The organism is Lacihabitans sp. CCS-44 (assembly GCF_024343735.1).
Taxonomy (GTDB): Bacteria; Bacteroidota; Bacteroidia; order Cytophagales; family Spirosomataceae; genus Leadbetterella.
This window is the reverse complement of record NZ_RJUE01000061.1, coordinates 333,105-346,064: the sequence shown is the minus strand read 5'-3', so window position 1 is coordinate 346,064 and position 12,960 is coordinate 333,105. Positions and strand designations below refer to the sequence as shown.

Below are 12,960 nucleotides of genomic sequence, written 5' to 3'. Positions count from 1 at the left end.
AAAAAAGCCAGACCTTTTAAGTCTGGCTTTTTTTTATTCCCATTCAATGGTTGCAGGAGGTTTTGAGCTAATATCATAAACTACCCTATTTACACCTCTTACTTTATTTATAATACTATTAGATACCTCACCTAAAAATTCATAAGGTAAATGAGCCCAGTCCGCTGTCATACCATCCACACTAGTTACTGCTCTTAAAGCAACAACACTCTCATAGGTTCGTTCATCACCCATCACCCCCACACTTTGTACAGGCAAAAGCATAGCCCCTGCTTGCCAAATGCTATCATACAATTCTTTTTCTTTTAAACCGGAAATGAATACATCATCAACATTTTGAAGAATTTCAACCTTTTCGGCAGTAACTTCTCCTAAAATTCTTATACCAAGGCCAGGTCCAGGAAATGGGTGTCTACCCAAAATATGCTGTGGCATATCCATAGACTTACCTACAAGCCTTACACCATCTTTGAAAAGTGTTTTAAGAGGCTCAACAATCTTAAGTTTCATATAGTCTGGTAAACCTCCTACATTATGATGTGATTTTATGGTAACTGAGGGGCCTTTTACTGAAACCGACTCTATAATATCAGGATAAATAGTTCCTTGTCCCAGCCATTTTACATCTGAAATTTTATGTGCCTCATCGTCAAAAACCTCAATAAAAGTTTTGCCAATAGCCTTTCTTTTTGCCTCTGGATCTGTCAGACCTTTTAAGGCAGCATAGAATCTTTGTGAAGCATCTACACCTATTACGTTCAAACCTAATCCTTTGTAAGACTCCAATACTTGCTGATATTCATTTTTCCTCAACAAGCCATTGTCCACGAAAATGCAATAAAGATTTTTACCTATAGCTTTGTGTATCAACATAGCAGCTACTGAGGAATCAACACCACCAGAAAGTCCCAATACTACTTTATCATCTCCCAGTTGCTCTTTTAATTCAGCCACAGAAGTTTCAACGAACGAATTTGGTGTATAACTTTGGTCGCATCCACATATTTTTACTACAAAATTTTCTAGTATTTTCACGCCATCTGCAGAATGGGTAACCTCTGGGTGAAACTGAATGCCAAATGTTTTTTCGTTATCAAATACAAAACCTGCATTTTTTACAGCTGAGGTTGATGCTATCAACTTAGCACCCAATGGAAGTTTTGTGATGGTGTCGCCATGCGACATCCAAACCTGCGAATTTTTCGAAACCCCAGTGAATAATTCATTTTGTGAGTCAAACTCGTCAACAAATGCCCTACCATACTCACGTGTATTGGAAGCCTCTACGCTCCCGCCGAAGTTATTAGCCATCAACTGTGCACCATAACAAACACCCAAAATGGGCAACTTGCCTCTCCAATTCTCTATAGATATAGATGGTGAGTCTTCATCTCTTACCGAACAAGGGCTTCCTGACAGAATTATTCCTTTAATATTATTGGTAATTTCTGGTAAATTATGAAAAGGGTGAATTTCACAATATACATTCAATTCTCTAACTCTTCGGGCTATTAACTGGGTATATTGCGACCCAAAATCTATTATCAAAATTTCTTGTTCTGTCATGAATTACTTATTAATTATTCAAACTCCTTTGGTTATTTAACTTAGTTCTCAAATTCTAACATTACTTTTGTAACCATACTCTTATTTATTTAAACCGAAAAAGAGCATTAGATGAATATTGCATTTTATTTGGCTAAAAAAATCCAACATACCAAAAATCAAACCTTTTCTTCTATTATAATTAAAGTTGGAATTGCAAGTATTGCTATTGCGGTTTCAGTACTTATACTTTCCTTTTTTATTCTTGTGGGTTTCAAAAATACCATCAAAAAGAAGCTATTTAGCCAAACCTCCCACATTCAAGTTAACAAAATTACACTTAATCGCTCGTTTGAAGAAGCGACGATGGCAAATAATTTGGAATTTTTTAATAAATCCATAAAATTGCCAGAAGTAAAGTCTGTAAATAAAGTCGCTCTAAAGTCTGTAATTCTAAAATCTGAAGAAGAAATATCTGGTGTAGTACTCAAAGGTATAGATTCTAAATACGATTGGACTGAGTTTGACCAAAATATAATAGAAGGCAGGAAGTTGTCATTTTTAGCAGAGAATGAAATTCTTATAAGTAAAAAAATAGCCAAGGAGTTACAACTAAAACTCAATGATGACTTATTGGTCTACTTTATTCAAAATCCACCAAGAGCAAGAAAGCTCAAAATTGTTGGGATTTATGATTCTAATGTAGAGGAATTGGATCAGGTTTATGTATTAACTAATTTAAAATTGATTCAGAAAATCAACAATTGGGAAAAAGGAGAATTTGGTCATTATGAGATTTTCATAAAAGATATTGCTACAATTGATGAGGCAAAGAAAAAATTGTTGAAGATTTTTCCTCAAGAATATGAAGTTTTGAAAGTTCCTGAGATTTTGCCACAGTTTTTCGATTGGTTCAAATTGTTGGACAGGAACATTATTATGGTCATTGCACTCATTACCATAGTGGCAGCTTTCAACATGATATCTGTGCTGTTGATAATGATCATGGAAAGAACTCCTATGATAGGCCTTTTAAAGGCCGTAGGAACACAGAATAGTCAAATAAGGAATATTTTTTTGATAAACGGCTCGAAAATAATTCTTTGGGGGTTGATTTGGGGAAATTTTCTGGGAATTGGAATAGCCTATTTACAATCACAATATAAGCTTGTTAAATTGGATGCTACGAATTATTACATGAATTATGTACCCATCGATTGGAATTGGTGGATTGTATTGATCGTCAATCTTTCCGTTTTTGTGGTGGTGTTACTGGTAACCTATTTACCGTCACTTATTATAAAGAAAATTAGTCCAGTAGAGGCCTTAAAATACAAAGATTGAGCTACTTGTGGTAACTCAATCTTCCATACAAATCTTTATTTTTTTAATATCTATCTACAGAAACAGCAGAAAGACCACTTTTGATTTCTAAGTATATTTTATTAGTGGCCGTTTCAAAATTATCAGTTTTCCACGTTCCTGAACTTGATTTTGAAAATCCGTCAAAGTCCTTGGCATTTAAAGCTCCGTCCATCTTGATTTGGCATGCAACACCTTTTGGAACCATAATTTTTACCTTAGCAACACCACTTTCTACTCTTACTTTTGATTCTTTTAGTTTATCTCCGAGCTTCAGGCTTATATCAGCAGCTCCAGTTTCCATTTTGATGTCCTTTATTTTATAATCAGACAAATCGAATTTAAGCTCACCTGCTCCAACTCCTAAATCTAAATTCCAAATAGGCGTTTTGTTTAGTTTCAGATTGACATCGTTGTTCATTCCTTTGCCAATTCTAATATTGTCAGAGCCATTTTTAGAACTCATCTTAAAAGAAATTTCATGCGTTGTGCCCTTTTTCTCGTCTTCAAGATTAAATTTGTTTTCATAAAGTTTAGTTTCTGCTGAAAACAAATCGTTACCAGAAGCCTCACCCAAAAAGAATTCCGCAGCTCCTCCTCCAATTTCCAAATTAACTTCTTGAATAGACTTATCAAAAGGAACACTAAAATTTTGTGAAGTTTTTGAACTTGAAGAACTATCCTCATCAAAACTAAAATCGTTATCATTGTCATCCATTTCTACATCGAAATCAAAATCATCGTTGATTTCTGACCTCACTTTATCAATTGCTGAAGTAGACGCATTATAAATAGCTAAAGGAATCGCAAATGCTACTAAAAGAGCAGTAGTAGGATTAAAAACAGTTCTTTTTGGAGTGAAAAATACCGCAATACCACCCAATATTATTAGCACTGGCCAATATTTAGCCAACTCTCGCATAGAAACTTCAAACTGAAACCAATCATTTACGACGCCGAGCATTAAAACTCCAAAGGCTACCAAAATGGCTCCTAAAAAAATATTACCGTTATTTTTCATAGATATTTAGGATTAATAACCGGTACCGGTTGGGTTGGTATTATTTACATCTCCGTTATTATCATCTTTGTCTTTAACTATGATCCATACACCCAAGCCAATTAGAATTAATGGCCACATATTTTTCAAATATGAAAAAAGGTTTATGTCAAAGAATGTTTTGAAAGAAAAAACTGCACCCAAAATGATAAGGATTAAACCTCCTACCATATTTCCGTTTCTTGATTGATTGCTCATGTCTGCTATTGGTTTTAAAATTGTACTACTATCATAATTTTCACTATTCGTCACCATCTCAAATTGGTGTTTGGGCAAAACTGCCCACATTATCAGGTACGAAATAACGATCGGAAAAGGTGTAAAAAACAAGACAACAAATACAATTCGTACCAATGTAAGGTCTGTTTTCAAGTAACTTGCCAATCCCTGGCAAACTCCACCTAAAATACTGTTTTGGTTTTTAATTCTGTACATACATTATAGCTTTTTCATTAATTATGAAACAAACTTAGCGTGTACATCGGTACTATGTATTGCAAACTACATAAGTGGTATAAATGCTTGATAAACCGAAAATATGCTATTTGAAAAATTAGTTGAGGTCTTCTAGCTTTTCAAGAGCCTCCATTAGGCTATCGTAATTATTGATACCTGGACGCAATTCTTTGCTACCTTTGAATGCATAACCTGCTATTTCTTCGTGATGGCTATTTATGTTTTCAAATTCATAGCCCAACAAAACATTGTATTCCTTTGACCATTCTTGTATACTTTCTTTTTGCTTGATATCCTTTAGAATAATAAAATCCGCATTCAAATTTGATTCAAAATTCTCAACATTATCGATTTCCAAAAATTTTGTAGCGGAATCAATATCTTCCAGCATACTTTTTTGGTTTTCTTCAAAAATAAAACCATCTAGCTTGTAAAGGTTAAGTGCTTCAATAATTTTGAAAATATCATCTGTATTATAAGAACCCAAAATCTTTACACCACTTAACCAGTTTTTTATTTCTTCAAATTCTTTCAAATCAACAAAATCAGCACTTTCAGGACTTAAATCAAAAGAAATAAAATCTACCATCATACCTGAGCAATACCTAGCTTCTGACAAACTTGTTATGTTCTTTACCAAAATAGTTTTGGGCATCTTCAAAATGTTTTTTTTGCAAAATTACGCAAGAACCAATCAAATGGGTTTAATGTTACCTATTTTTGTATTTTAATTTTTAAACAAAACGGAGGACTTTGAATCCTCGCAGTGAGATTATGAGTAAGAAAGGACGAGTTTTAGTAGCCATGAGTGGCGGTATAGACAGTTCATTAGCAGCGGTGCTGTTACATGAGCAAGGTTACGAAGTTATTGGCATGACCATGAAAACCTGGGATTATGCATCCTCAGGTGGTACAAAAAAAGAAACGGGCTGTTGTAGCCTTGATTCCATCAACGACGCAAGAGCTATTGCAGTAGATTTGGGATTCCCTCATTATATATTAGACATTCGGTCTGAATTCGGCGATTTTGTTATAGATCATTTCACTGGTGAGTATCTCGAAGGAAGAACTCCCAACCCATGCGTTTTATGCAATACGCATATCAAATGGGATGCTTTATTGAGAAGAGCGGACAATCTTGACTGTGAATTTATAGCCACTGGACATTACGCCAAAATCAGAGAAGAAGGTGGTCGCTATGTGATTTCGAAAGGTGTGGATAGTACAAAAGACCAAAGTTATGTGCTCTGGGGAGTTTCACAAGAAAGTCTCTCTCGCACAATATTGCCCCTAGGAGGATATACAAAAGATGAAATAAGGACCATGGCCAAGCAAAAAGGATTCTATGATTTGGTAAACAAATCCGAGTCTTATGAAATCTGCTTTGTACCGGATAATGACTATCGTGGATTCTTAAAAAGACGCGTTGATGGCTTGGAAGAAAGAGTAAATGGAGGTAATTTTGTTCTTGAAACTGGTGAAATAGTTGGAAAACACGAAGGTTATCCATTTTATACAATTGGACAGAGAAAAGGTTTAAAGATAGCGATGGGTTATCCAGTTTTTGTTACTGAGATTAGGAAAGAAACCAATGAAGTGGTCCTTGGCACAGAAGAATATCTTTTGAAAAATGCCATGACTGTGGGTAAACTCAACCTTCAGAAATATGCTGCTCTACCTGAAGGAGGCTTAGAAACCATCACGAAAATTAGATATAAGGATAAAGGCCAATCAGCATTCATTAAGCAAATTGAGTCTGATAAAATAGAAGCTCATTTCCAAGAATCAGTGGCCGCAATAGCCCCAGGGCAAGCTGCAGTATTTTATGAGGGCGATGATGTGATAGGAGGTGGTTGGATTCTTAAAAACTTCCGAGTTTAAAGGCTAAAACGGATATTCTTCATCTGGATTTGGTTTGGGAGCTTCCTGATCCAAATTCATTTTGCTTTTAAAGGTTTGAAATCCAGGATCAACAGCTTGAGATTCGAATTGGCTAATGCCCGAATGCTGACTAAAAGAATTTGGAATAGATGAAGCACCAGAATATTCTCCAATATTGGCGAACTTAGTAAATTTACCAATGAACTGAAGCCTAATATTCTCGATAGTTCCCGCTCGATTCTTGGCAATAATCAACTCACCGATTCCTTCGGTAGAGTTTCCTTGTTCGTCTTCGGTAATTTTATAATATTCAGGTCGATACAAAAACATTACCATGTCGGCATCTTGCTCAATTGATCCGGATTCTCTCAAATCTGATAATTGTGGGCGTTTATCTCCTCCTCTGGTTTCAACGGCTCTACTCAACTGAGAAAGTGCCAAAACAGGTACTTCAAGTTCTTTAGCAAGGTTTTTCAATGACCTCGAAATAGCTGCAATTTCTTGCTCACGGCTGCTAGAAACACCAGATCCGTCGTCACCAGTCATCAATTGCAAATAGTCAATAATAACCATTTGAATATTGTGCTGAGCTTTTAATCTCCGACATTTTGCCCTCAATTCAAGAATAGAGAGGGCAGGAGTATCATCAATAAATATATTTGCCTTTGAAAGTTTTTCTATTCGGTGATGCAGTTGTTCCCATTCATGCCCTTGCAAAGTACCTTTTCTCAGTTTTTCACTGTCAATCTCTGCCTCAGCTGATATCATCCTGAGCATAAGTTGCGTAGCTGACATTTCTAAAGAAAATATGGCGATTGGGATATCATGATCCACAGCAGCATTTCTCATTGAAGAAACCACAAATGCAGTTTTACCCATACCAGGTCTTGCGGCAATAATCGTTAACTCCGTTTTTTGCCAGCCGCCTGTAAGATTATCCAGGTCATTAAAACCACTCGCTATACCCGTTAAACCATCAACATTTGTCTGTTTTTTGTGCTCTAACTCATCAATTGTATTACGCATGATGGTGTTGGCGTCCAAGTAATTTTTCCTGATATTTTTTTCAGAAATTCCAAAGAATGATTGTTCTGTTTTGTTCAAAAGATCAAAAACATCAAAATTCTCAGAAAAACCATCTTCTAAAATCTCTCCTGCAACTCTTATCATTTCTCTTTTGATGGCAGACTGAGAAATGGCCATAGCGTGGTACTCAATATTGGCGGCGGAGTTGATTTTACTACTTAGTGTGGCAATGTATTTGGCTCCCCCAGCTTTCTGAATGAGGCCATTTTTTCTGAGATTTCTTATTACATTTAAGGAATCGATGGGTTCAGAGCTTTTAAAAAGCTCCGTAATAGTGGAAAAAATAAGTTGGTGAGCTTCAGAATAAAAACTTTCTATGTTAAGTAGCTCATAAACAAGCCCAAAGGCATCTTTATCGATGAGAATAGCTCCCAAAACCGCTTCTTCCATTTCGGGGGTTTGGGGAGCCACTTTACCTCTTTGCAAAGATAAATTCTCACTGACAATCGATGTATTTATAAATTCACTCAAAGCCTGTTTTTTTCAATTGGGTTAACGGAATACAATATTACACTAAAAAAAAATGATAATAAACTCGACCAAAATGAATGATTTTAGAAAGGATTATTTATCAGTATTTTAATTAAGTAACAATAATTTTTTGTGGAAAAATCGATGAAATTGTTAATAATTTTTCCAAATTTGATGAAAATTAAAAATAGGTTAACAATTGACTGAAAAAACACTCAAACTAGAATCGTCGTCATTGAATGAATTCTTCGGATTTCAGAACGAAAACATTAAAGAAATAGCCAAAACATACCCTCAGAGCAAAATTATCTCCCGTGGAGATGAGATTTTCTTAAAAGGTCCAGAAAAAGACGTAAACCAACTAAATAGTTTGTTTGAGAAACTTTTAGCCCATTTTGAGAAGACAGGCCATCTTTCACTCGAAAATATTAAAAATTATTTAGAAGGAGAAACCCAGCACATAGACGAAATACTCAACCAAAAAGATATAATAGTACATGGAAACAGAGGTTTAATTGTTAAAGCTAAAACATTAAACCAAAAAAGACTCGTTGAAGCATCAGAAAAATCAGATATAGTCTTTGCAATTGGACCAGCTGGGACGGGTAAAACTTACACAGCCGTAGCTTTGGCAGTAAGGGCTTTAAAGGATAAAAAAGTCAAGAAAATTATAATTACTCGCCCGGCTGTTGAAGCAGGAGAGAATCTTGGTTTCTTGCCAGGTGACCTCAAAGAAAAGATAGATCCGTATCTAAGACCCATTTATGACGCATTAGAAGATATGGTTTCAGGAGAAAAACTGAAAGCATTCCTTGAAAAGAACACCATAGAAATTGCTCCTTTGGCCTATATGAGGGGTCGAACACTTGACAATGCCTTTATACTATTGGATGAAGCCCAAAACACAACGCCTATGCAACTCAAAATGTTTTTGACGCGTATGGGCCCTGCCTCCAAGATAATTGTAACTGGAGACAAAACTCAGATAGATTTGCCAAAGAACCAAAAGTCGGGTTTGGAAGATGCCGAGAAAAAGCTTCAAAAAATAAATGGAATAGAATTTATAGAATTAGACGGAAAAGACGTTGTAAGACATCCATTGGTTGTAAAAATATTAGAAGCCTATGAAAAAGCAGATTCTTAGTCTTTTCGTTCTGTTAACGACTATTTTACACTTAAACGCTCAAAAAAAGTGTGCTGTGGGTGATGTTGCTGACGAAAGATTAAGACGAAGACACGAGGCTTTGAATTTAAAACTTCAGGATTTTTACAGCAAATACGACAAAGAAGATGCTTTTGCAAATAACCTTATCAGAATTCCGGTTGTGGTTCACATCATCCACAACAATGCAGCTGGTAAAATTGGGGGCGAAAACAACGGAAATATTTCTGATGAACAAGTATTTTCGCAAATTAAAGTATTAAACGAAGACTACAGAAGAAAAGTCTCTACACCAGGTTTCAACAATTCTCCGGTGGGAACCGATATGAATATTGAATTTTACTTGGCCGACAAAGACCCCGACGGCAAAACAAGTCTTGGAGTCAATAGAGTCTATTCTCCGAAAGCTAATTTCGACGTTTTTGACGAAAATACCCTTCTGTCAAGCCTGTCTTATTGGGATTCTAACAGATATCTAAACATTTGGGTAACTACACTGAAAGACGATTTTTTGGGTTACGCCGAATTTCCAACTGGCGAGTATGATGGACTTGAATTAGAAGATGCCGATGAAAAGATAGATGGTATAATGATAGACCACCGGGCGTTTGGGCGGCGAACCGGCACTACAACCTCGGGAGTATACACCTACGGCAGAACCCTAACCCATGAAGTCGGTCACTGGTTAGGTTTGATACATATATGGGGCGACGAGTACTGTGGGGATGATTTTTGCGGTGACACTCCACCCACCGAAAGCGGTAACTTAACCATAAAGTGTACTCCAAAATACTCGAACTGCCGAGGACCTCGAACATTAAACATGATAGAAAACTACATGGACTACACAGCTGATAGCTGCATGAATATTTTCACAGCAGATCAGAAAGCCCGGGTACGTGCAGTTTTAGAAATAAGTAAAAGACGTAAGCGACTGGTTACGAACTCAGAATTTAACCTACCTCAAACTGAAAAATTAATCGTAAAAGTTCTAGAAAACCCATCTACAACAGATTATTTACAATTTCAGATTCTTCTAAATGCCTTTTCAAATTTCAATTTTGAAATATTTGACGCTTCAGGCAGACAAATAATAAAAGGAAATTTTGAGGATTCTCCAAGCAGACTTATTCAAGTTACAAAAATGGAGCTTGGAAAAGGTATTTTTAATCTTAGGGTAAAAGCGGGCGAGGAAATAGTGTATAAAAGATTGATTTCGCAATAAACCATAGGTTCATACAAATTTCATTTCCTTTAAGATTTGTTTTTGTTTAATTTTGAAACACTAACAAATGTTAAAGACCTACAAAATCATTCTATGGAATTAAAAAAATCTGAAAAGCCTAAATTTGATGACATTTTCATGGATTTGGCGATTAATTTAGCCAAAAGATCTCATTGCATTAAAGCTCAGGTAGGTGCGGTTTTAGTAAATGAAACCAGAATAACGTCTATTGGTTACAATGGACCACCATCAGGCACACACAACTGCGATGAGGATTTTGGCGAAGTTGGCTGTCCCAGAGACTCAAAAGGCAGTTGTTCTTTGGCATTACACGCTGAGCAAAACGCCATACTATACGCATCAAAAAACGGTGCAAAAGTAGAGGGTTCAACGCTTTATGTGACATTATCGCCTTGTATTGCTTGTGCCAGAGTCATTTATTCTATGAAAATAAAAAAAGTATTTTATCTGAATTCGTATGCACAATACAAAGGTATTCCTAGCGACGAAGGAGTGGATTTTCTGAGAAAATTTGGCGTAGAGGTTGTTAAATATGAGGTGTCATGAATTATTTAGCTCACCTTTTTTTGGCAGGTCAGAATGACGGAATCATTTTGGGAAATCTTTTGGAAGATTTCGTAACTGGTCCTATAGAGAACGAAACAAACAGTAAATTGCCCAAAGATGTCAAACTTGGGCTTCTGATGCATCGCCAAATAGACACCATGACGGATTCGCATCCTGTCGTAAAAGAATGTAAGGAGCTCTTTTATCCAAACTTTGGCAAATACTCGCCCATAATAATTGATGTTTTGTTTGACCATTTTTTAGTAAAAAATTGGGAGATTTTCACCGAAGAGCCATTTGATAGTTTCAGACCGAGGGTGTACAAATCGCTCAAAAACTACTTGAATATTCAACCAGAACATCTTCAGGGAATGATAAACTCCATGATAGAACACGACTGGCTCAAGAATTACAAAGAAAATTGGGGGCTTGAAAGGGCATTTTTGAATCTCAACAAACGCATAAACAAACCAGAGGTAGATTTGCGTTTATCTCTAAAAGAATTTGAGGAAAACTACTATTTCATAAATGAGAAATTCCTGGATTTTTTCGAAGATCTTAAAAAACATTGTGATAATTTTTTGAAAGAACAAAAACTAGATGTCTAATAATTATCAGCAAATAATAAACAAATTGGACGGAAAATCGCTTAAACCCGTGTATTTACTACACGGCACAGAGTCTTTTTATGTGGATCAGTTTGTCCAAAAAGTATTAGAAATAGCCATTCCAGATTTCGAAAAAGGTTTCAACGAATATGTACTCTATGGGAAGGATATAAGCACTGGCGATATTATAAACTACGCCAGAAAGTTTCCAATGATGGCCGAGAGACAGTTGGTGCTGGTAAAGGAGGCTCACATGATTGCTGATTTGAGCAATAAGGATAATCAAACATTGATTGAAAACTATGCAAATAATCCGCTGAGCTCAACTATACTGGTTTTAAGTTTTGGCAAAGCACAGGATGAACGCAAAACATGGGTTAAATCTTTTGCAAAACATGGTCAAAATCTGAACTTCAAGAAAATGTATGATTATGAAATTCCCGATTTCATAATTTCACATTGTGCATCTTTGAATCTTAAAATAAGTCCAAAGGCGGTACAGTTACTTTCTGAACACATAGGAAATAACCTACAAGCCATACACAATGAGATAGACAAACTAAAGGTAAACCTCAAGCCCGATGAAGCAATAGACGCAACAACTATTGAAAAATACGTAGGAATCTCTAAAGATTACAATGTTTTTGAGTTGCAAAAAGCCTTGACAGAGAAAAATGTAAAAAAGAGTTTTCAAATAGTGAAATACTTTGGGGACAACACTAAAGACCATCCAATTACGCCCAACATCATTATTCTTTATAATTTTTTCTCCAAGGTACTTTTACTTCACGGCCTTAAAAATCAGTCAGATGCCGATTTGGCCAAAAACATGGGAGTGAACGCATATTTCTTAAAAGATTATAAAAAAGCAGCCTCGCTATATCCAATAGGGCAGTTAATGAAAGTCATTCATTCTTTGAGTATCGCCGATCAAAAATCAAAAGGTGTAGGGTCAGGCTCTATCTCTGAGGGAGATATTTACAAAGATTTGATTTTTAGCATTCTAAATTAACGCTAGCTTGATTTTCATTCTTATCAAAGACTCTTCAGTAGTGTAGTTTTCCATATCTGACACATCAACCCATTTCAAACCATTAGTTTCATGGTTTTGAACCAAAGGAATCGTTGAATCGGCAATTAATAAGTATCTGACATCAAAATGTTCATGCTCAGGTACTCCTTTGTTTTCAGGAATCGTGTGAATATCCAAATCAAACGCTTTTTGACCAATGTTCTCTATCAAAAGTCCAGTTTCTTCAAAAACTTCCTTAATCGCAACCGAAAGGGTATCTCTGTCGCCATCGCAATGGCCACCGGGTTGAAGCCATTTATTGAGTTTTTTATGATGTAGAAGGAGTGTTTTCCTATTTTGAGGATCAAAAATAAATGCTGAAGCTGTAATGTGGCCAATTTCTAAGTGCCGCTCGAAACAATCTTCGTGATTTCGCACAAAGTCCACGAATCTATTTTTAATTAAAATTTCAGAATCAAAAGCACAATCGTACGCCAGTAATAAATCTAGAATTTCTTTCATTTT

Annotated in this window: 13 protein-coding genes; 7 read left to right on the top strand and 6 right to left on the bottom strand. The window is 35.8% G+C overall.

The features are described from left to right. Positions 1–33 precede the first annotated feature (33 nt). Entirely contained in the window at positions 34–1,566 is a 1,533-nt protein-coding gene (gene guaA, locus EGI26_RS17885; RefSeq protein ID WP_255080435.1) for a glutamine-hydrolyzing GMP synthase, read from the bottom strand. A 111-nt stretch (positions 1,567–1,677) separates the two neighbouring features. On the opposite strand from guaA, the gene EGI26_RS17880 reads away from it, so the two are divergent. Beyond that, positions 1,678–2,889 (top strand): ABC transporter permease, encoded by a 1,212-nt coding sequence (locus EGI26_RS17880; RefSeq protein ID WP_255080434.1) that lies wholly within the window; start codon positions 1,678–1,680, stop codon positions 2,887–2,889. A 43-nt stretch (positions 2,890–2,932) separates the two neighbouring features. On the opposite strand, the gene EGI26_RS17875 is transcribed toward EGI26_RS17880, so the two are convergent. The 3 genes from EGI26_RS17875 to EGI26_RS17865 all read right to left on the bottom strand — a co-directional run bounded on the left by EGI26_RS17875 (position 2,933) and on the right by EGI26_RS17865 (position 5,078). After that, a complete protein-coding gene (locus EGI26_RS17875; protein WP_255080433.1) occupies positions 2,933–3,928 on the bottom strand; it encodes a LiaI-LiaF-like domain-containing protein in 996 nt (331 codons plus the stop codon). Positions 3,929–3,940: 12 nt separating this feature from the next. Then, positions 3,941–4,402 carry a PspC domain-containing protein gene (locus tag EGI26_RS17870; protein ID WP_255080432.1) on the bottom strand — a complete coding sequence of 154 codons (462 nt, stop codon included), beginning with the start codon at positions 4,400–4,402 and terminating at the stop codon, positions 3,941–3,943. 118 nt (positions 4,403–4,520) lie between these two features. Beyond that, positions 4,521–5,078 carry a hypothetical protein gene (locus EGI26_RS17865; RefSeq protein ID WP_255080431.1) on the bottom strand — a complete coding sequence of 186 codons (558 nt, stop codon included), beginning with the start codon at positions 5,076–5,078 and terminating at the stop codon, positions 4,521–4,523. Positions 5,079–5,197: 119 nt separating this feature from the next. Here EGI26_RS17865 and mnmA point away from each other — a divergent pair, with 119 nt between their 5' ends. Then, on the top strand, positions 5,198–6,304 hold the full coding sequence (gene mnmA / locus EGI26_RS17860) for a tRNA 2-thiouridine(34) synthase MnmA (protein ID WP_255080430.1): 1,107 nt from the start codon (positions 5,198–5,200) through the stop codon (positions 6,302–6,304). A gap of 3 nt (positions 6,305–6,307) precedes the next feature. Here mnmA and dnaB read toward each other — a convergent pair whose 3' ends face one another. After that, on the bottom strand, positions 6,308–7,861 hold the full coding sequence (gene dnaB / locus EGI26_RS17855; RefSeq protein ID WP_255080429.1) for a replicative DNA helicase: 1,554 nt from the start codon (positions 7,859–7,861) through the stop codon (positions 6,308–6,310). Between the two features lie 199 nt (positions 7,862–8,060). On the opposite strand from dnaB, the gene EGI26_RS17850 reads away from it, so the two are divergent. The 5 genes from EGI26_RS17850 to holA all read left to right on the top strand — a co-directional run bounded on the left by EGI26_RS17850 (position 8,061) and on the right by holA (position 12,435). Continuing rightward, entirely contained in the window at positions 8,061–9,005 is a 945-nt protein-coding gene (locus tag EGI26_RS17850) for a PhoH family protein (RefSeq protein WP_255080428.1), read from the top strand. Beyond that, complete coding sequence (locus EGI26_RS17845; protein WP_255080427.1) at positions 8,986–10,248, top strand: M43 family zinc metalloprotease; 1,263 nt, start codon at positions 8,986–8,988, stop codon at positions 10,246–10,248. Before EGI26_RS17850 ends, EGI26_RS17845 begins: the two co-directional genes overlap by 20 nt. 93 nt (positions 10,249–10,341) lie before the next feature. After that, positions 10,342–10,815, top strand: coding sequence for a dCMP deaminase family protein (locus EGI26_RS17840; RefSeq protein WP_255080426.1), 474 nt, complete (start codon positions 10,342–10,344; stop codon positions 10,813–10,815). Continuing rightward, on the top strand, positions 10,812–11,423 hold the full coding sequence (locus EGI26_RS17835) for an ACP phosphodiesterase (protein WP_255080425.1): 612 nt from the start codon (positions 10,812–10,814) through the stop codon (positions 11,421–11,423). Before EGI26_RS17840 ends, EGI26_RS17835 begins: the two co-directional genes overlap by 4 nt. Beyond that, positions 11,416–12,435, top strand: a complete 1,020-nt coding sequence (gene holA / locus EGI26_RS17830) for a DNA polymerase III subunit delta (protein WP_255080424.1) — start codon at positions 11,416–11,418, stop codon at positions 12,433–12,435. Before EGI26_RS17835 ends, holA begins: the two co-directional genes overlap by 8 nt. Here holA and EGI26_RS17825 read toward each other — a convergent pair. Next, a complete protein-coding gene (locus EGI26_RS17825) occupies positions 12,427–12,957 on the bottom strand; it encodes an NUDIX hydrolase (RefSeq protein ID WP_255080423.1) in 531 nt (176 codons plus the stop codon). The two genes, holA and EGI26_RS17825, sit on opposite strands and share 9 nt — an antisense overlap. Positions 12,958–12,960: the final 3 nt, after the last annotated feature.